Here is a 20766-nt window from a genome sequence, read left to right as displayed (position 1 = left end):
ATCACGCAACGTAATCAGCATCACGCAATGCAATCAGCATCACATCAGGTAACCAGCATCACACACGTTCGTTTGTAGAATCGGAACCGACATACGAAAGGACATCGCAGCATGGCACTCACTCTGGCCTCGGCGGCCCGACTGCTCGAACAGCATCATCTGCTCCGCGAGATCATTCAGAACGACCATTGGTCGCTCGACCCCCATCGGTTCGACGACGCCGACACCCCGTTCGAAGACGTGACCTACGACACCCGTACGGTGAAACCGGGATCGCTGCTGTTCTGCAAGGGACGGTTCCGCTCCGAATACCTCGACGGCATCGACGACAAGGGACTCGCGGCCTACGTGTCGCAGACCGATCTGTCATCCGCCACGCACGCCGCGGGACTGATCGTCGACGACGTGCAGAAGGCGATGAGCCTGCTGTCGGCGGAATTCTACGGTCGGCCTCAGGATCATCTCACTGTGATCGGCATCACCGGCACGAAAGGCAAAACCACCACCAACTACTTCACCCAGGCCGTGCTCAACGCGTTCAACGGCGGCAGAACCGCCCTGTTCTCCTCCGTGGACAACTGCGTGGACGGCCACACCTACGTGGAGTCCGACCTGACGACCCCCGAGTCGCTGGATGCGTTCCGCATGATGAGGCAGGCGGTCGACAACGGCATGACCCATCTGGTGATGGAGGTCTCCTCACAGGCGTACAAGGTGAACCGCGTCTACGGACTCACCTTCGACGTCGCCGCGTTCCTCAACATCTCCCCTGACCACATCAGCCCCATCGAGCACCCCACGTTCGAGGACTATTTCCACTGCAAACGACGCATCGTAGTCAATGCCAGGCGTCTGGTGCTGGGAGCCGACTGCGCCCACGCCGATCTGATCCGGGAGGACGCCGCGGCCGCGGGCGTACCGGTCTCCACGTTCGCCCTGCACAACGGCGGACGGAACCACGGCACGCCGGCCGATGTGATCGCGTGGCCACTCGACGATGCGCATGACGCCTACGAGATCGCCGCGAACGGCCTCGACCTCGGATCGTTCCGTCTCAGTCTCGACGGCGACTTCAACTATCTCAACGCCGCGGCCGCCGTGGCGCTGGTCCAGGCGGCAGGCTTCGACACGCATGATCCCAAGGCGCTCGAAGCCCTGCACGCCATGGAATCCGTGCACATCGCCGGTCGCATGGAGCAGTTCCGCGACACCGAATCGAACACGCTCGCCATCGTCGACTACGCGCACAACTTCGCCTCGGTCAACGCACTGCTGGACTTCGTCGAGGAACGATACGGCGACGAACACCCCCGGATCACCCTAGTCACCGGTTCGGCGGGAGACAAGGCCATGGACAGGCGTAAGGAGATCGTTCAGGCCAGCCAGCATCGAATCGACCGGCTGATCCTCACCTTCGAGGATACCGATACGGAACCGGTGATCGACATCTGCCGTCAGATGCTCGGATACGTCACCGACCCGAACCTCGAGACAAGCATCATCCTCGACCGCACCGAAGCCATCGAAACCGGCATAGCCGAAGCACGCGGGCACGCCGACGACGGACGGCTCAACGTGATTCTGGTGATCGGCAAAGGCGAGGAGCAGTGGGTGAAGGACCATGGACGGCATGTGCCCTACGAAGGCGACAACCGTGTTGTGGAACGAGTGTTCAAACTCGGTGACGAAAGCAGGTGAACGACTGAAACGCCGCCATTCGTTGGTACACTCATTGACGGTTCAGGAGTCGTAGGCCCCGGAAAGACGTGGAGGAACGCATGATCAGTGTAGAGAAAACCGATTTCAGGACGATGGAGGCGGCGGCCGAGCAGGCCGGCGTGACGCTGCCGATCGAGCAGACCGGGATCTGGGCGGACTTTCAGGCCGATATTCCCGGTCGCACGCCGTGCGGCGCGTTCCTGATCAAGCGTGACGGGGCAACGATCGCCTTCCTGTCACTGATCGACATGGAAACCCACGGTTACCATTATCTGCGTTCGATGCACGGTCCGACGTGGATCGACAAGCCCGACGAGGCCACGGAGCAGGAGACGATCGCCGCCATCGCGGACATGGTGAGGAACCGCGACAAACGTCAGGTGTTCCTGCGTCTCGACACCTGGTTCGAGGCTGGCACGGTGCCGGTGCTGTCCACCGTGCCGTACGATCAGACGGTGGTGATCGACGTCACCGGCGGCGACGAGGAGATCCTCAAGCGCATGAAGCGTCGCGGACGCCGTGACGTCCGTAAGGCGTTGCGCGAATGCCCGGCCGAAACGGCCGATGAAACCGCGCAGGCGATCAAGGACTTTTCGGAGTACTACGACGTGATGGTGGAGACCGGGAAACGCGACGGATTCACCCCGGCGCCGATCACCGACTATTCCGACATGATCACGGCGCTCGGCGCCGACCACTGCCGTGTGTTCGCGGCCCGCATCGACAATCGTGTGGTGGCATGGTCGATCGTGACGGTGAACGGCACCCATGCCGTACGCTATTACGCCGGCATGCGCAGCGAAGTGATGCGCATGCATGTGACCGACAAGCTGCTCTACAACGAATGCTGCATTCTGGGCGCGCAGGGCATCACCGAATACGATCTGATGGGCATCGGCAGCGACTTCGCGCCGAGCCTCAAGGGACTCAACGAGTTCAAGACCAAGTTCACCGAGGAGATCACCCCCGTGGCTCCCGGCCGCGACATTCCGATCAAGAAGTGCTTCTACAAAGCGTTGACCCTGCTGCAGTCGCTACGTCGCAAGCTGCGTAAGTAGCGCTGCGCAAATAGCGTCAACGGATCGACATCGGATCACACCGCAGCCAGCAGTGCGTCGCAGATCGACTCGGCGCGTCGTTCGTCGAGCTCGGTGGGCAGGCAGAGCGCCCGATCCACCAACTCGTCCGACACGGTGACGGTCGTCCGGTCCAGCCGGTCAAGACCGTAGGCCCGCTCGTCGGTGACTCCGGGGAACAGTTCGGGTCGATACCAGCGTTCCGCATATCCTCCCGCAGCCCTCACCACGTCGATCAGACGATCCGCGGTTGCGGTGTCCACCGCGAACAGCGGGAACCGCAGCAGCGGCTGGTTCGGCTCCGCCACCGCAGCCGAGGGAATCTCCAAGGAGGGGACGTCGGCAAGCCGTCGACGATAGACGTCTACGATGCGCCGGCGAGACTCCTCGTTCTCGTCAAGCCTCCGCAATGCCGACGCGGCCTTGGCGTCAATCCAGACGGTGGGGGCGAACGGCGGGTAGGCGAGACGCCCCTGACGCTCGACCTGCGCGATCGGAGGCTCATACCAGCCGAATCCGGTGAAGGCATTGCGCAGTGAGCCGCCAAGCCCTCCCAACCGTGAGAAGACACGGTTCTCATTGACGTACAGCTTCGTCACCAGATCCAATCTCCGGCCGGGAACCGGCAATGCGGCGAGCCTGCTGCGAATCTCACGGTCCAATGCCGGGTCCGTGGCCGCCAGACGAGGATTGATCCATACCGCTCCGCCGAAACGGGTGGGCAGCATCTTCTCCACGCCGAACGAATGGATCGACACGTCGGCCAGCGGCAAGCCGCGTTCATCCCGGGCCATCCGTCCCACGCAGTGGGCGCAATCCTCCATCACCAGCGCGCCGGCATCGTGAGCCTTGGCCGCCAGTGTTGTGGACGACGCCGTATCGATAAGACCGAAAGTATGCTGAAGCATCACCGCTCGGGGGGCGGGCACAGCATCGAGATCAAGACGATCCGCATCGATGGAGATCGTATGGCGGTCGATGTCGGCATACACAGGATCAAGTCCGGCGGACACGATGGGATCGACGGCCGTGCAGCAGGTGAACAGCTGGGTGACGACCGACCCTTTCGACCGCTGGTCCCTGACCGTTTCGAAGACCACTGACATGCCGTACCGGGCTTTGAACACCGGATACCAGTCCCGGGCGTTCGTACCGGTACGGTCGGCCAGTGCCCGGCAGGATTCGGAGTCGGTTCGCGTGCTGGTGGTGCCGTTGATGCTCATCGTTGTTCTTTCCTTCGTCCGCAGAATGGGATGCCGTCTTTCAATCTATCTCATCGCCGCCGCCGAGCCGATCTTCAGGCATACCGCATCGTCGAGGTTTCACGCGATGGGCACACGACGGAATGTAGAATTGCAGACGTTCGGACGTGCGGGGAACCCGCGCGTCCCGGCCGAATACCGATACGAGCATGTGAGTGAGGGATTGACAGATGGCATCTTTCCAGCCGGTGATTCTTGGCGGCGATCTGGGCGCGTATGCGCTGGCCCGCGAACTGAACGACGCCTACGGCGTCAAGCCGATTCTGGTGACCGCCTACAATCCGAGCGCCATCAGGGATTCGAGGATCCTCACCCGGCATGAGTTCTCCCGTGCCAACGAGGAGCTGCCGCTCGTCGAGGAGCTGCTGCGCATCGGCGCGGATCTCAAGGCCCGTAATCCGAAGCGCGCGTTGCTGCTGCTCGCCAACACCGACTGGCGCATCCATGTGCTGGCTTTGCACCGCGAGGAGTTGGAACGCTACTACGTGCTGCCGATCCCCTCACTGGAGGTGATCGAGCAGGTGAGCGACAAGCAGGAGTTCGAACGGCTGGCCACCGCTCATGGCATGCCGGTGCCGAAGTCGTTCTACGAGGATTTCACCGAGGCCGGCAGGCCCGATTGGACTCCCCAGCCGGTTCCCGACGATCTGCGGTTCCCCGTGGTCGCCAAGCCCGCGGACAGCTCCCAGTACGAGAACCTCATCTTCGAAGGCCGGCAGAAGGTCTACCGCATCGACACCCCCGAACAGCTTGACAATCTTTGGCGGACGCTGGCCAAGGCGGGATTCCGCGACACGTTCGTGGCCCAGGAGCTGGTGGAAGGTGACGATACCGGCATGTATTCGGTCACCGCGTATGTGGATTCCACAGGCAGGGTGTCGCTGCTGTGCTCGGCCCATGTGCTGCTCGAAGAGCATCATCCCGCCACGCTGGGCAACCCGTGCGCGATGGTCACCGAACCGATCGACGATATTCTCGAACCGGCACGCCGGTTCCTGGAGGCGATCGACTATCACGGGTTCGCGAACTTCGACGTCAAACGCGACCCGCATACCGGCACGTTCTACTTCCTTGAGGTGAATCCCCGCATCGGCCGCAACAGTTTCTACGTGTATGGCGCCGGCATCAACCCGATGGAGGTGCTCGTCTCCGACGTGATCGACGGCAACCTCCAGCCGGCCCGTGTGGCCAGCCGCGAAGTGCTGTACTCCATCATCCCGAACCGGCTGCTGCTGCGCTACGTGGTGGATCCGAAGCTCAAGGCCCAGGTACGACGGCTGCAGAAGGCCGGTCGCATCAGCCCTCAGCGCAACCCGAAGGACGCCGGCCCCAAGCGCTGGCTGTATCTCATGGAATCCGAACTCAACCAGTACCGCAAGTTCGGCAGATACTATCCGCATCCCACCGACACCGGGTTCTAACGCCCCCGCCGGCGGGGGCTCCCGGCGAACGCCGGGTGGGGGTGGTCAGAAAACCAGGGTGGTCAGAAAACCAGGGTGGTCAGAAAACCAGGGTGGTCAGAAAAACCGGAGTGGTCAGAAAACCGGGGTGGTCAGAAAACCGTGTGGCCAGAAAACCAGAGTGGTCAGAAAACCGTGTGGCCACGCAAAAACAAGAGCGGTTGGCCAAAGCCGTCTCGCTTCGACCAACCGCTCTCGATCCGCTTCGGCTCACACCTTGCGCACCCAGAAATTGCCGGAAGTGCGCGAGAGGTTCGGATTGTAATACGGATCGTTCTCCACGATCGTCTCGTATTTCTCCCGGAACTTGTCGGACTCGCGATCCAGACGGGCCTTCTTCTCCCGGCTCTTGACGTCGTAGCCGCGGGTCACCGACTCGTAGTGGTACAGCTCCGCCTCATGGGCCCAGACGTTGTCGCGGCCGAGTCGATCGTGGATGCGAATGCACAGATCCACATCGTTGTACGCCACGGCCAGCTGCTCGTCGAACCCGTCCACGGCCCAGAAGTCGGAGGCCTTCACCATGCAGCAGGCTGCGGTCACCGCATAGTAGTTCACGTTCTCGATCAGTCGGCCGAAGTAGCCGAGGTATCCGCGGGGGAAGCCCACCTGAATGTGTCCGGCGGCGCCTCCCAGACCGAGCACGATGCCGGCATGCTGAATGGTCTCCGTCGGGTAGTACAGCTTCGCGCCCACCACGCCGATGCGATCGAGCTGGGCGAACGAGAGCATGCGCGTCATCCAGTCCGGTGCGATCACCTCGGTGTCGTCGTTGAGGAACAGCAGGTACTCCCCCTTCGCCGTCTTGGCGGCAAGGTTGTTGATCCGCGAGAAGTTAAACGGGATGTCGATCTCCTCGACGCGGAACCGGTCGCCCAGTTCCTCCTCGAACCGCTTGTACAGCTCGAACATGTGCGGGTTGGTGCTGCCGTTGTCGGCGAGCACGATCTCGTAGTTCGGGTAAGTGGTCTTCTTGATGATCGAGCTGACGCAGCGTTCCACGTTGTCGTAGCCGTTCTTCGTGGGGATCACCACCGACACCAACGGCTGGCCTTCGATGGCGTAGTGCACGTTGTAGATGCCGTTCGGGCCGGCGGAGGCAACGGTCGCATCGAGGCCGCGACGTTCGATCGCGGATTGCAGCGCGCGCAGACCGGCCTCGGAGGTGTAGCTCTTGGCCGAGCCGCTCGACGCGGTGGACGTGGCCAGCGTACGCCAGTGGTACAGCACCTTGGGAATGTGGCGGATCCGCTCCGGCGTGGTCTTCTCCACGAACCGCAGGGTCAGATCGTAATCCTGCGAGCCCTCGTATCCGACGCGCAGACCGCCGATCTCGTTGATGATCGAACGACGGTACACGCTGAAATGGCTGATGTAGTTGGTGCTCATCAGCAGATCGGGCGCGTAGTCCGGCTTGAAATGCGGATCGGAACGATTGCCATCCTCGTCGATCTTGTCCTCGTCGGTGTAGATCAGATCCAGATCGGGGTCGTCGTTCAGCGCGCGGACCACCTCGTACAGCGCCTGCGGCGGCAGCTCGTCGTCGTTGTCCATCAAACCGACGAATTCGCCGGTGGCGACCTCCAGCGCTGAGTTCGTGGCGCGCGAGATGTGGCCGTTCGCCTCACGGAACACGACCTTGATGCGCTTGTCCTCAGCGGCGAGCCGCTCCAACAGCGGACGCACGTGCGGCTTGCTGGAGTGGTCGTCGGCCAGGCACAGCTCCCAATTGTCGTAGTACTGGTCACGGATCGACTGCACGCACTTGCGCAGCCACTGCTCGTCCACGTTGTACACGGGGGTGACAATGGAGATCAGCGGACGGTACCTGAACCCGGCGATCTCGGCATGCACCTGCGTGGGATCATACCGTTCGGTCTTGGCGATGAGCCGCTGATAGGCCTGCTTCTGCCAGCGGGGAGCCCAGTATTTCTCGATCAATCGCTTGCCGGTGCTGCGCGGATGACGTAGCAGCTTGACCTTGCGGATGAACTTCTTGACGTTCTCTCGGAATCTGGAGCGCTCCACGGGAATCTTGACGATCCGCTGGTCGGTGGACGTGTTGAGCACCATCGGCACGGAGTTCGTGCGCATCGACTGGCGTCCTCCCGGCACGCCCACGAGTAGCGTGAAGCCCAGCAACGAATTGGCCGGCACCGGCAGGGACAGGTTCACGTCGGCGCGCAGCGAGCGGGTGCATTCGTCGAGGTGCACCCCCGGGCAGCTGCCGAGGGATATCTCCACGTCTTCGCTGTCATGCAGGTCGGTGGCCCAGCCGGTGATCTTGATCTGACGGCCATTGGACACCCATTCCACCGTGTCGATGGAGTAGACGATGCCGTCCTGCTTCGAGCCGGATTCGGGGAAGCATGCCGAAGCGAATCGGTCGGTCAGCTGCTGGCGGTTCTTCAGGTAGGCGTTCACGTCGGCCGGCGCAATCGTCAACGGGGTCTTCTTCAGATCGGTGAACACCGAGTATGGCTGCCAGAGCACGGCCTTACCGTTCTGACGGGTGAGGCGCATGCTCAGGTCGATGCCGCGCAGACCGGGCTTGAGTCCGGTGTTGAAGCCCTTGAGCAGTTCGTAGTCCTTGTGCGCGATGAGCAGGCATTCCTCGGTGACGGCGAACATCTCGCGCGGCAGCAGATCACGGAAGTAGTAGCCGATGCCCTCGTCCCACTCGCCGCGCATCTCGAACGGATCACCGCTCTTCAGGGCACGAAGCGTCACGCCCACGTTGACCACGCGCTTGTGGTGGTCGAAGATCTTGCCGCCCACGATGCCGACGTTCGGCCCGTGCGTGTAGTTGACCATCTCGCTCAGCCAGGCGTCGGACTGCGGCATCACGGCATCGAGGAAAACGAGGTAGTCTCCTGCCGCCTGGTCGGCGGCCTGATGGATGCCGTCGCCCTCGACCCGTACGAATTCCACCGCGGGATAGGTCGTCATATCCCGCAGACGATTGAACTGTTCGTCCGTGTACGAGGAGGCGATCACGGTGACGGATGGATCCTCGCTGCGGTAATCCACCTTGTAGGTGCCGAGATTGTCGAGCATGGTGACCTCGGCGCCCACTCCCCTGCGCTGCAGAGCCGCCTCGATGGCCTTCTGTCCGGCCTCGTAGGCGTACATCTTGCTGCGGGGATCGCCCGCCACCGAACTGGCGAGGGTGCGCCAGTGGTACAGCATCTGCGGAATGTGCCTCACCACATGCGCCTGCTCGGTGGCACGCAGGACGAAGTCGTAATCCTGACTGCCGTCGTAGTCGCTGCGCAGCGGTCCGACCTTGTCGAGCAGTTCGCGCGAGACCACGACGAAATGCGTGATGTAGTTGTGGCCAAGCAGCAGGTTCGGCGACCATCCCGGTTTGAAGAACGGGTCGAACCGAACGCCGTCCTCGGTGACCTTGTCTTCGTCGGTGTAGATGAAGTCGGTGTCCGGCTGCTCGTTGAGCGTGCGCACGACCTCGAACAACGCTTGGGGCGCGAGCTCGTCATCGTTGTCCATGAAACCGACGTAATCGCCCGTAGCCAGCTCGATCGCGGAATTCGTGGCCCGGGAGATCTGCCCGTTCTCCTCGCGGAACACGACCTTGATGCGCTTGTCCTCGGCGGCGAGCTTTTCCAGCAGCGGACGAATATGCGGCGCCGGGGAATGATCGTCGGCCAGACACAGCTCCCAGTTGTCGTACCACTGGTTCTGCACGGATTTCACGAAGGCCAGCAGCCAACGCTCCTCCACGTTGTACACGGGGGTGACGATGGAGATCAGCGGCTTCGAGGAGAATCCCGACGCGATGTCGAGCGCCTGCTCCCGGGTCATGGTCTCGTGGTTGCGGATCCACGCCTCGTAGAACGACTGCTGCTTCGTGAACCGCCGTTTCACGGCCTTGATCAGTGCCTTCATGCCCTTGGGCGTCCACGCATGGGTGAGGTAATGCAGCAGATGCCTGAACTGCAGGTAGCGGTATGTGAGCAGTAGCTTCAGTTCCGTGTTGCGGATGTTGATGGTTTTCGTCACACGGTCCCCGGGGGAATCGAAGTCGATGTGCACCACGTTCACATCGCCGGGCAACGTGATCTGGAATCCGGCGTTCACCCCGTCCTTCAGGGAATGGATGGTCTTCAGATCGGCGCGTGGAATACGGACGACCGTCCCCTTCTCCCTGATGGAGACCTTCAACGTGTCACTGCGAACGGCGTCCACCGCCCATCCCTTGATGGTCGTGGTGGTGACGCCGTCGACGGTTTTGGTCTCTACAGAATCTATGACCGCGTGATAGTTGCGGTTTTCGATTAACTGCAGCATCGATATCCTCTCGCTCTCGAATGGCTGTGCGGTTGTCTGCTCGGTTGGTCCGTGCGGTTTTCGGCTGTGCGGTTTTTCTGTGCGGCCAGTCGGCCCGTCAGTCGATCTCGCAGGTCACATGGGGGGCCGTCACCGGCATGGCCGAAGTGGCGTACCCCTTCATGTGGAACTGATAGCAGTTGGGTTTGATCAGGTAGCGCTTGGAACCGTCGTCGAAGGCGAAGTCCAGATGGTAGTCGCCGAAGGCCAGCTCGTTGCGCACCCGGTATCGGATCGTATGGCTTCCGGCCTCCAGCACCTTCGCGCCGTCGTCCGGATCGGGCAGTGAGAAGACGAGCCATCCGCGTCCGTCGACCACGTCGACGCGCACCGACTGGCTAGAGACCGGCGCATCGCAGTCGAAGGCCAGTTCGATCTCGAAGTCCTCGTACTTGTCCAGATACTTCTGCTCCTCACCGTTGACCAGCATGCGCACGGACTTGAGATCCACGCCGCGCTGCTTGGTGTCGGTCACGCCCTCCGCATTGGCCGTGGTGCCGAGGAACGAATTCGAATAGGCGTCGGCGATGGTGTCCGGATCGCCGATCTGTGCGATCACACCATCCTGGATGAACATCGCGCGATCGCAGTACCGACGCACGTCGCCCATGGAGTGCGTGACGAGAATGATGGTCTTCTTGCGACGCTTGGCCTCGAAGAAGTAGTCCTGGCACTTCTTCTGGAACGCCTCGTCGCCCACAGCCAGCACCTCGTCGAGCACGAGGATGTCGCCCTGGGACTTGATCGCCACGGAGAACGCCAGACGAACCTGCATGCCGGAGGAATAGTTCTTGAGCTTCTGCTCCATGAAGTCGCGCAGTTCGGCGAAGTCGACGATGTCGTCGTACATCGCGTCGACCTCCTCCTTGGAGAAGCCGAGCATGGCGCCGTTGAGGTAGATGTTCTCGCGACCGGTGAGCTCCGGGTTGAAGCCCACGCCGAGTTCGATGAACGGCACGAGCTTGCCGAACACCTCCACACTGCCGCTGTCGGTGCCGTAGATCTGCGAGATGATCTTGAGCAGCGTCGACTTGCCGGAACCGTTCTTGCCGACGATGCCGAAGAACTCGCCCTTATGCACGTCGAAGGAGATGTCCTTGAGCACCTGCTGAATACGATAGCCGCGAACGCCTCGCAGCAGGTTGAACAGCGCGCCCTTGAGACTGTTGGTCTTCTCAGTGGGCAGTCGGAAGCTTTTGGAGACGTCCCGCACGCGCAGCGCGAGATCATCGGAGGCCGCCACGGCGTTGTCCGCCGTCGTCGATTCGTTCATCGCCGTCGATTCGTTCATATCGTTGATTTCCGCCATTGCGCATCACACCATTTCCGCAAACGTCGTGGATTTCTTCGTGAAGTAGGAGATGCCGCCGAACAGCAGCACCACCGACAGCGTCAACGGGATGAAGTCGATCACCGAATGATTGAACGACCCCCAGATGATCGGATTCTGATCGGAGATGATGAAATGCCGCGCATCCTGAATGATCTGGGCCATCGGATTGAGCAGCATCAGCTTGCTGATCAGCGGGCCCCAGTGCGGACCGAGGTTGGTGACCACCAGCGACAGCGGGTAGATGATGGGTGTGGCGTAGAAGCCCGCCTGGATCACGACCTCCCAGATCGGATTGAGGTCACGGAAGTTCACATACAGGGCGCCGAGGAAGAAGCCCACGCCGAGGGAGAACACGATGAGCTCGAGGGTCAGCGGCAGGATCATCAGGGCGGAAACGTGCAGTTCGACGCCGTTGATCAGGGCGAAGATGATCACGACCACGAAGTTGATGCCGAAGTTGATCAGTGCGCTCATCATGGCGGAGATCACCACGACGAACTTGGAGAAGTTGATCTTGCGCATCAGATCGCCATGATTCACCACGGAGATCATGGCGCCGGAGCTGGCTTCCACGAAGCAGTTCCACATGGTGATGCCGAGCAGCAGACCAACCGAAAAGTGCGGCACGGTGTCGCCGAACTTCAGGAACCGAACGAACACCATGTACATGACGGTGAACAGCATCAGGGGCTTGAGCACCGACCAGATGTAGCCCAGGAAGGACTGCTGGTAGCGCAGCTTGAAGTCGGTGGCCACCATCGCCTTGAGCAGCACCCAGTTCTTCTTGGAAAATATCTCTAAGATTTGCAATGAACAACTCCTATGCCTGAAAACAGGACAATCCTACTACCGGATACGGAAAGCCGTATCGGCAGTAGGATTGCAGCACTGGGAATCAGTCTTCGTATTCGGTTTTCTTCACGGCGATGCGGCCTTCGGCCACGTCCTTGAGGTGCTGACCGTAAGGACTCTTGCCGTACTTGGTGGCGGAATCCATTAAAGTCTCCTCGGTGATCCAGCCGTTCTGGTAGGCGATCTCCTCCACCACGGCGATCGGCAGTCCCTGGGCACGCTGGATCGTACGCACGAACTCTCCCGCCTCATACAGGGAATCCATGGTGCCGGTGTCAAGCCAGGCGTATCCACGGCCGAGGGTGCGCACGTTGAGCGTGCCATCCTCCAGATACATCTTGTTCAGGTCGGTGATCTCCAATTCGCCACGGGCGGAGGGCTTGACCTGCTTGGCGAAGTCCACCACGCGTTCGTCGTAGAAGTACAGTCCGGTGACGGCGTAGTTGCTGGCCGGGTGGGCCGGCTTCTCTTCGATGGAGACGGCCTTGCGGTTCTCGTCGAATTCCACCACGCCGTAGCGCTCGGGATCGTCGACGTAGTAGCCGAACACGGTGGCCCCGCCGCCGTTTTCGGCGGTGCTCACGGCGCCGCGCAGCGTACGGCCCAGACCGTTGCCGTAGAAGATGTTGTCGCCGAGCACCAGCGCGCACGGCTCGCCGCCGATGAACTCCTCACCGAGCAGGAACGCCTGGGCGAGACCGTCGGGGGAAGGCTGGACCTTGTAGCTCAGATTCACGCCGTAGTGGCTTCCGTCGCCCAGCAGACGTTCGAAGTTCGGCAGATCCTTCGGGGTGGAGATGATCAGGATGTCGCGGATACCGGCCATCATCAGCACCGACAGCGGGTAGTAGATCATCGGCTTGTCGTAGACGGGAAGCAGCTGCTTCGACGTCACCGTGGTGAGCGGATACAGTCTCGTTCCCGAACCACCCGCAAGAATAATGCCCTTCATACGTTTTACCTCGTTTCGTCTAGCCGTATGCGGTACCTACTACGATATCCTTAGTTACCGAAATTCATCCTAGATAAGAGCTTAATAGGGAGCGACTTCACGATGCGTCTCTTCATACAAATTCCATGCTTGAACGAGGAAAAGACCCTCCCCCTTGTTCTGAAGGACATGCCGAAGGCAATTCCCGGCATCGACGACATCCAGCTACTCATCATCGACGACGGCTGCACCGACAAGACCGTGGAGGTGGCCCGATCCCTTGGCGTGCAGCATGTGGTGCATCACGCCAAGCCGATGGGGCTGGCTCGCGCGTTCCGCGATGGCGTGGACTATGCGCTGAAGCATGGTGCCGACATCGTGGTGAACACCGACGGAGACAATCAGTATCCAAGTGCCTCGATCGCCGATCTGGTGCAGCCGATCGTGCGTCACGAGGCCGATATCGTGGTCGGTGATCGCCAGACCTCGAAGATCAAAGAGTTCAGCTGGTTCAAGAAGCGCATGCAGCACTTCGGATCCTGGGTGGTGAACAAGGCGGCCGGCACGCATATCCCGGACGCCGCCAGCGGCTTCCGCGCCTATTCGAAGTCAGCGCTCATCAAGCTGAACATCGTCACCGAGTTCAGCTACTGCATGGAGACGATCATCCAGGCGGGCAACAAGCGCATCGCCATCACCTCGTATGCGATCACCACGAATCCGAAGACCCGCGAATCTCGCCTGTTCTCGAACATCTTCGAGCATATGGCGAAGTCGGGCGGAGCGATCATCCGCAGCTTCCTGATGTTCAAGTCGAACGTGATCTTCAAATGGTCGGGCATCGTCTTCGGCGTGGCCGGTCTGATCCCGATCATCCGATTCCTCGTGCTCGCCGCCATGGGCATGACCGACGGGCATCTGCAGTCGCTGATGCTGGGCGTGGCGCTGCTGATGCTCGGCGCTCTGTGCTTCGCCCTGCAGATCATCTCCGAAGTGCAGCGCATCCAGCGTCGTCTGGTGGAGGACGAGCTGGAGCGTACCAAGGAGATCCAATATTCGCTCCCCTATCAGAGGATCTGGGCCGAGCAGGACGAGTTCGGCGGCTACACCGGCAAGCCCACCGGCCTGCCGGGCAAACCCGACGTAGAATAACAGGCATGTGAACAGGCTCTGAATCCATATGGATTCAGAGCCTGTTCACATCATTGCAGCATTCGTTCAATCAGCTGGTGATATTCCTCACCGATGCTGGCAAAATCAAACCTCTTGGCCAGCTTGACCGAGTTCGTCGAAAACTCCTTTCGCGACTCCTCATCGTCCAGAATCCTCTGGATCGACTTGCGAAGAGAAGCCACGTTCTTCGGTTCGGTAAGGTATCCGTTTTCACCGTCGACCACAGCCTCGGCGATTCCCGCGATATCGGAGGCAACGATGGGGGCTCCGGATGCCATGGCTTCCAGAATCGCGACCGGCAAACCATCCTTGTCCCCATTTGCGGCGATCACGGAAGGTGCGACGAATACGTCGCATGATGCATAGATGGATTTCAACTCGTCCTTGTTCTTCGGACCGAGAAAATCACAGTCGAGCTCCAGCTCCCTCGCCTTACCTTGCAACATATCCATCTCCGGCCCGTTACCGACCACCAGCAGCTTGGCGTCGATGTCCTTCATCGCCTCAAACAGATATCGAGCACCCTTCTTTTCCACCAGCCGCGCTACGAACAGCACGATCGGCTTGCCGTATTTGGCGCGTAGGGTCTCGTCCCGATGCTCCGGACCGAAGAACGTCAGATCCACACCCATCGGAATCACGCGAATGTCATCGGTGTTCCTGTACTTCGCCTGCAGCACCTTCTTCAGATCGTCGGAGACCACGGTGACCGCTCCCGCGTCATCAATGATGCCCTGCTTGATTCGACTGAGGGGGAACCCGTTGAGCGATGTGACGTCTCCTCCCAGGCCGGAGACGATATAGGGCTTTTTTCGGCGAAGGAACGACTGGGTGACGCCCTGCGGCACGAACCAGTTCACCAGCACTGCGTCGCAATGCTTCATCTCACGACGGGTGGCGAAATACTGGGCGATGAAGAAGAACGGAACGAGGAGTCCGCGCGCCTTCTTCTCCTTGATTCGGGGAACGATGGCCCCGGGATAGGCCAATGTCTGCAGTCGTTCGACGGGGAAGTATCGGAACCGCTTGACGGTGATGCCTTCCATGTTCTCCACGGATTTCGCCTTGGGGGCGGCAGGAACCAACGCCGTGACGTCATAGTATTTCTTCAATTGCATGCACAGGTCGTAGATGAACTTCGGCTCGGTGTCGTTCATCCAGCGGGGAAACGTAGATGCCGTGACCAGCAGTTTCTTTTTCATTGACGGTGTTCCTTAAAGAATTCGTATGTTTTCATGATGCCCGCATCCAATGATACGAAATCGTCGATGGACGCGATACTTCTGTATTTTTCGATGTTCAGCACGGAATACGGCACATCCACCCTGCGACCGGGTTTGTGCTCAAGTCGAATCTCCTCGGGCAGGGTCAAGGCGATGGCGTTGACCACGTCGGCGACCGACGTCCCGATGCCTCGACCGACGTTGTAGGTGGCATTCGGCTCGCCGTTGTCGATAACATCCAGAATGGCTTGAATGGCATCTTCGATGAAGATGAAATCACGTACCACGGAGCCATCGCCGAAAATGCTGATGGTCTCGTGATTCAGCGCCTGATAGACGAGTTTGGTGATGAGGCCGAGCGTGCCGCGGGGATTCTGCCCCGGACCATACGGATTGGACAGACGAATGACCTGATACTGGAGACCGGAGCTTCTCGATGCATAGCGCAACGCCTGTTCTATCATCACTTTCTGCAGGCCATAGGTGTTGATGGGGTCGGGAAGGTCGGTCTCCCGGTTCGGTCGCGATGAGGCACCGTAGACGGTGCCTCCACTCGACATGAACACGACCCTGCCGACCTTCTTCGTCACGCAGGCGTTGAACAGTTCGACCGAGGGGATCACATTGCCCTGGATCTCGTCAAGGGTGTCCCTCTCATTGCCAGGTACGGAAGTACTAACAAGATGAATGACCAGATCTGCACCGTCGACCAGCGTGGCGAAGTCGTATCCGGATTCGAATGAGCCCTGCACATATTCGACCTTGGACAACCGAGCATCATCCGTCTGAGGCACCACACGGTCGAATACGGTGATTTCATGCTTTCCGGATTCCGTAAGACGCTTCACCAGTCCCCTGCCCAAAAAGCCCATTCCACCTAAAACCACTATCCGCAACGCACGACCTCCTGACAGTCACTTTCTCCAACGACTGCGCTCCACATAAACGAACTCAGTGTAACAGCTTGCAAGTACGCCTCCGCAGAATAACGACATCAAACGATTTTGCGTAGACCCGACAAAGGCACGATTCGGAACGCGACCAATGCGCCGACATAGATGGCATACGCTATGACGTATATGCCGGCCAACACGAAGATATTCTCAACATGGATTCTGGAGAATCCAACGTCTGCGACAAGCCACAGGATCGCGGCACCGACCAGCAGCATCCACGAACGACGAGTCATGACATCGCCGATATCGTGACGCATCCTAAGCCACGATATCGTCATCAACGTAAAGGTACTGACCAAACTGGCCAGAGCAATGCCGCTGATGCCGAAGAACTTCGCCGCGAGAACAAACACGGGAATAACGATCACCAATGATCCGATAGAAAGCAGATCGGAAAAATGCGTGCTTCTATGAGATGTCAGGACCATATTCAGCATCACCGTCATACCCATACAGAAATTGGATAGCGAAAGGAACGTCAAAGCGGAGCCGGCAATCCGAAAATCGGAACCGTAGAACGCTGCAAGCAACGATTCACTGGAGGCGGAGATGATCACCGCCATGGGCAGTATGAACACGAAGGCGATAACGACCATCTCACGGGCTTTCTGCATGGCCTGGTCAAGTTTGCCTTCACCCACGAATCTCGAAACGACCGGCAGGATGACCGTTACGAATGCAGACATGAGATAGTAGGCGAGTTTGCCGAAATTGACCGCACCGGTATAGTAGCCGGCCATCGATGCGGGCTCCACAACGGCCTTGACAACCAAGGTGTCGACGCTCAACACCAGCGATACCACAATGAAGAAGAATGAGAAGCTCAGCGTATGAGACGCCACTTCGGCAAATTGTATCCTCTTAGTGGAACGCCGCTCTGCCAGCTTGTGCCGACACGGCACCAGCAGAATGCATCCGAGAGCAATGGAGACAAGCAGCGCCAGCAGAAACCCCGCTTCAAGACCTACGACCGGATCATTCTTGAAAACGAACAAAATTAGTGGGATAACCGACAGCTTGGCGATCGGATACAGCGTACCCAGTAAGGCACTGATGCCGAACTGCTGCAGACCGTCATTGATGCCCAGAAGGATGACGAACAGACCATTGGCGGGAATCAAAAACGCGGCAACACGGAAATAGAAGTCCAGCGACGCATCGTTGAGTACGATGCCGAAGACCGGAGCACCGAAGAAATTCACCGCGAAGAAGAACGCAATGATGATCAGCTGGAAGGAGATGGTCTTCTTGACGATATCGACGATATCGAACCGCTTCATCGATATCTCTTTCGCCAAAGACTGGCGTGCTCCATTGCTGAGGAACATGTATTCGAAATCCAGAACGGTGATGATCGTGCCGACAATGCCATAGCTGGCGGCCGGCATGCTGTTGCCCAGGAAGAAATGCAGAAGATATCCGCTCAGGAAGAACACCACATTGCTGGAAAGGCTGAAAATCAGTCCGCGACGCATATCGCCCTTTCACATACTCGTTATCGAACTTGCAGATTCATGGCGTTACCGTGCCTTGCCGACGATCTTGCCCATCTGATTCAGAATCCAGAAACAACGCAATCTGATCAGCGTGGCCAGCACGGACTGTCTCATCTCAAACAGGGTGGTCCTGACATGGCGATTAGCCAGCACGGCGGCAAACATCGGTCTGCTCAGCAATGCATTGAACTGTGCCCTACGGGCGGCATACGATTCAGGATTCATCGGATGAATCGGCCCCAACACCGTGCAGTACAGCAATTCCCAAAGAACGCGGTAATCATAGAGCATGCGCATGTCCGCACGATTGGGATATCGGCGAGCGATGATGTCCCGGTATGCGGCGAGGGTCTTCTCGGCATCATCCGCCAGATCCGGCCGGTATCGGTGGCTTTCGGATTTCACCGACCAACGATAGTAATAGGAGACATAATCCACCTTCTTGGCTTTCCGACAGTAGGAAAGCACCTCGAAATTGAAGACCACGTCCTCTTCGTGCTTCACTTCGGGGCGGAACTTCAGACCACGCTCGGTCAAAAACGCCCGACGATAGATCTTGGCCCACGGAGTCGGCATGGTCTTATGGGAGATCAGGGGCGTATTGCTGCGGAATCGATTGATGCAATCGCTCTGCAGCTTGATCAGCGCATCGCCTTCGATGATGGAGGAATCCCCCACATGGTTTCCTACCTGATTGGGCAGATCCGTGGTGAATTTCTCATAATCGTAGTACACGATATCCAGATCGGGTTCGGCGGTCTGATGGAACACCTTCACTGCATCCTCAGCGACGATGTCGTCATTATCCACGAAGCATAGCCACTCCCCCGTGGCCTGTGCAAGGGCCGTATTGCGGGCGCAGGTGATGCCCTGATTCTCCTGTGTGATCACATGGATGAACGGATACCGCTGCGCATACTCCTCCAGCACCTTGCCGCTGCCGTCCTTGGAACCGTCGTCGACGCAGATGATCTCGATGGTGCCGTCATCCTGGGCGACGATGCTGTCCAGCGTTGCAGGCAGCCTATCCTCCGCGTTATACACAGGGATAAGGAAACTGACAAGAATATTTTCCGTCTTTACAGTGTTATCTGCTGCAGGCACATATGTAGGCATGGCCCTCATTGTAATCGACCATTCCCCAATAAAGCAGTGTTAGCAGGCATTATCCAATACAAGCACCATGTTAGCTCTTGGCATTTTGGCGTGTAAGAGGTGGTTGGGGAGACGAGGATGAAGGTTTTCAGACGGTCAAGCGACCAATCCAAAAACATCCATCCTCACCTCAACAACACAACAAGCGCAAACACACCCTGGACTAGGCTGGCATCAATCCAAGCACTGCACTAAAGCAGATAAAGCACCCTATCACAGGAACCCCCCACCCTACAATGGGTTTCTTGCTGTTTTGCAGGGTTAATGCCCAGCAGCAAAGAACCAACGGAACCACCGCTATTGCATATCGGTCAGAGACCCCGATTAGCATAGATCCATTGCTCAGGTATTCCCTGATTTGGATGAGACCAGGCACCAACAGCATGGAAAGAACCGTGGAATATATAAGGTAGGTTTGAGATTTCTTTTTGTCGTTTTGGAAATAAAGGAAGAACACCGCTCCCAGCAATACTATCTGCAGTATGGATAGCCAGAATACATACCCTACGGAATCATTCGTCCGACGCAACGTTCCTGGAATTTGGGAGAAATCGAACGTTGACATAATGGTCTTCAGGAATTCTCCAATCGGAAGCCCTCGCACAGGCCTAGTACTGACCCCGGTAATAGCGGAAACATATGACGGATCCCCACGATGAGACTGAATTATGCTCCAGCCAAAGACACCAATCAGAGAAACTATGCCCATTCCGATAACGGAAAGAATATTACGAAAACTTTGTATATCTTTCTTCTTGATGAAATCGACGAGGCTACGGAGACCCACGACAATTAATAATGCAAGAAACGGGAAAGCGAAAGTGCCTTTAATGCAGCAGGAAAGCAAAATAATAACACTTGGAACGAGCATTCCATAATGCTCATCGATGAAGAATCTCTTCGCTACCCATACGACTCCAGCACCCACCAATAGACCTGGTGCATCGTTCGTTACGGCCGTGGCAGGATTAAGAAAAACCGGAATGAACGGAACTAAACCACAGGTAGCCCAGCAATACGTCCTATCGATGTCCCAAGCACGCAAAGCATAATACAGGGCAATCAATCCGGCAATCATCCAGAGAATGGAAATGGCTCGTGCCGCATGCTCGAAAGAGAATCCAGGCGTTATAGCTGTTATGGCCTTAGCCAAATAGCCCGTAATGAAATAATACAGAGGAGGATGAAAAAAGTTATGGCGCTATTGCTGTTTTCGTGGGTGTGGGTTCGTCGTTGAGCCGTTGATTTCGTAAGCGTGAGGGGCGTTCCCGTGTATTCTGTTTTCCGACCAAAGAAATGAACCACGGAGAACGCCTGATGAACAGCTTATTCAAACGTCTTCTCAACGTCAAAGGCATGGTCGTCGAGGACGTGCGGGTCGCGGACTCGCCGCTGCGTCCCGAGCCCGTGCTCGAGGTGCGCGTGCGCCCGCATGCCGGCATGCTCAGATGCTCCCGCTGCGGTCGGCGGTGTCCGGGCTATGACCGGGGCGGCGGCGTGCGCCGTTGGCGTCACCAGGACTTCGGCTGCTGGCGGGTGGAGCTGGTCGCCATGATGCCGCGCGTGGACTGCCCCGGGTGCGGCGTGGTCGTCGCCGCCATGCCGTGGGCCGAGCCCGGCAGCCGGTTCACGCGTGATTTCGAGGCGGAGTGCGCGTGGCTGATGACCGTGGCGAACCAGAAGACGGTGAGCGGGTTCCTGCGCGTCGCATGGCGCACCGCGGGCCGGATCGCCCATAGGGTCGCCGGACGGCTCAAGGAGACCATGCCCTCGCCGTTCGACG

At 58.8% G+C, this 20766-nt stretch carries 15 protein-coding genes; 5 read left to right on the top strand and 10 right to left on the bottom strand.

Features of this window, described 5'->3' with window-relative positions; all coding sequences use genetic code 11:
• Positions 1 to 111: 111 nt before the first annotated feature.
• A complete protein-coding gene (locus tag Uis1B_RS02405) occupies positions 112 to 1698 on the top strand; it encodes a UDP-N-acetylmuramoyl-L-alanyl-D-glutamate--2,6-diaminopimelate ligase (RefSeq protein ID WP_101615225.1) in 1587 nt (528 codons plus the stop codon).
• Positions 1699 to 1778: 80 nt separating this feature from the next.
• Positions 1779 to 2777 (top strand): lipid II:glycine glycyltransferase FemX, encoded by a 999-nt coding sequence (locus tag Uis1B_RS02400; RefSeq protein ID WP_101615223.1) that lies wholly within the window; start codon positions 1779 to 1781, stop codon positions 2775 to 2777.
• A gap of 35 nt (positions 2778 to 2812) precedes the next feature.
• On the opposite strand, the gene Uis1B_RS02395 is transcribed toward Uis1B_RS02400, so the two are convergent.
• Positions 2813 to 4018, bottom strand: a complete 1206-nt coding sequence (locus tag Uis1B_RS02395; RefSeq protein ID WP_101615220.1) for a DegT/DnrJ/EryC1/StrS family aminotransferase — start codon at positions 4016 to 4018, stop codon at positions 2813 to 2815.
• Positions 4019 to 4227: 209 nt separating this feature from the next.
• On the opposite strand from Uis1B_RS02395, the gene Uis1B_RS02390 reads away from it, so the two are divergent.
• Positions 4228 to 5478 (top strand): carboxylate--amine ligase, encoded by a 1251-nt coding sequence (locus tag Uis1B_RS02390; protein WP_101615218.1) that lies wholly within the window; start codon positions 4228 to 4230, stop codon positions 5476 to 5478.
• A 249-nt stretch (positions 5479 to 5727) separates the two neighbouring features.
• Here Uis1B_RS02390 and Uis1B_RS02385 read toward each other — a convergent pair whose 3' ends face one another.
• The 4 genes from Uis1B_RS02385 to rfbA all read right to left on the bottom strand — a co-directional run bounded on the left by Uis1B_RS02385 (position 5728) and on the right by rfbA (position 13001).
• A complete protein-coding gene (locus Uis1B_RS02385; protein WP_101615216.1) occupies positions 5728 to 9825 on the bottom strand; it encodes a glycosyltransferase in 4098 nt (1365 codons plus the stop codon).
• Between the two features lie 97 nt (positions 9826 to 9922).
• Complete coding sequence (locus Uis1B_RS02380) at positions 9923 to 11173, bottom strand: ABC transporter ATP-binding protein (RefSeq protein ID WP_423734850.1); 1251 nt, start codon at positions 11171 to 11173, stop codon at positions 9923 to 9925.
• Between the two features lie 6 nt (positions 11174 to 11179).
• Entirely contained in the window at positions 11180 to 12007 is an 828-nt protein-coding gene (locus Uis1B_RS02375; protein WP_101615214.1) for an ABC transporter permease, read from the bottom strand.
• Between the two features lie 85 nt (positions 12008 to 12092).
• On the bottom strand, positions 12093 to 13001 hold the full coding sequence (rfbA, locus tag Uis1B_RS02370; RefSeq protein ID WP_101615212.1) for a glucose-1-phosphate thymidylyltransferase RfbA: 909 nt from the start codon (positions 12999 to 13001) through the stop codon (positions 12093 to 12095).
• 102 nt (positions 13002 to 13103) lie between these two features.
• Between rfbA and Uis1B_RS02365 the strand changes: the two genes are divergently transcribed.
• Positions 13104 to 14132, top strand: coding sequence for a glycosyltransferase family 2 protein (locus tag Uis1B_RS02365; protein WP_101615210.1), 1029 nt, complete (start codon positions 13104 to 13106; stop codon positions 14130 to 14132).
• 50 nt (positions 14133 to 14182) lie between these two features.
• Here Uis1B_RS02365 and Uis1B_RS02360 read toward each other — a convergent pair whose 3' ends face one another.
• The 5 genes from Uis1B_RS02360 to Uis1B_RS02340 form a co-directional block, all read right to left on the bottom strand.
• Positions 14183 to 15355 carry a glycosyltransferase gene (locus Uis1B_RS02360; RefSeq protein WP_101615208.1) on the bottom strand — a complete coding sequence of 391 codons (1173 nt, stop codon included), beginning with the start codon at positions 15353 to 15355 and terminating at the stop codon, positions 14183 to 14185.
• A complete protein-coding gene (locus tag Uis1B_RS02355) occupies positions 15352 to 16263 on the bottom strand; it encodes an NAD-dependent epimerase/dehydratase family protein (RefSeq protein WP_279324926.1) in 912 nt (303 codons plus the stop codon). Before Uis1B_RS02355 ends, Uis1B_RS02360 begins: the two co-directional genes overlap by 4 nt.
• 107 nt (positions 16264 to 16370) lie before the next feature.
• Entirely contained in the window at positions 16371 to 17807 is a 1437-nt protein-coding gene (locus tag Uis1B_RS02350; protein ID WP_101615204.1) for a lipopolysaccharide biosynthesis protein, read from the bottom strand.
• Positions 17808 to 17852: 45 nt separating this feature from the next.
• Entirely contained in the window at positions 17853 to 18944 is a 1092-nt protein-coding gene (locus tag Uis1B_RS02345; protein ID WP_279324925.1) for a glycosyltransferase, read from the bottom strand.
• A gap of 202 nt (positions 18945 to 19146) precedes the next feature.
• Positions 19147 to 20136, bottom strand: a complete 990-nt coding sequence (locus tag Uis1B_RS02340; RefSeq protein ID WP_133124806.1) for a hypothetical protein — start codon at positions 20134 to 20136, stop codon at positions 19147 to 19149.
• A gap of 164 nt (positions 20137 to 20300) precedes the next feature.
• On the opposite strand from Uis1B_RS02340, the gene Uis1B_RS02335 reads away from it, so the two are divergent.
• Positions 20301 to 20766, top strand: a 466-nt coding sequence (locus tag Uis1B_RS02335; RefSeq protein WP_133124805.1) for a helix-turn-helix domain-containing protein, incomplete at its 3' end; no start/stop codon positions are given.

Source organism: Bifidobacterium margollesii (assembly GCF_002860355.1).
Taxonomy (GTDB): Bacteria; Actinomycetota; Actinomycetes; order Actinomycetales; family Bifidobacteriaceae; genus Galliscardovia; species Galliscardovia margollesii.
This window is presented reverse-complemented; position numbering and strand designations above follow the sequence as displayed.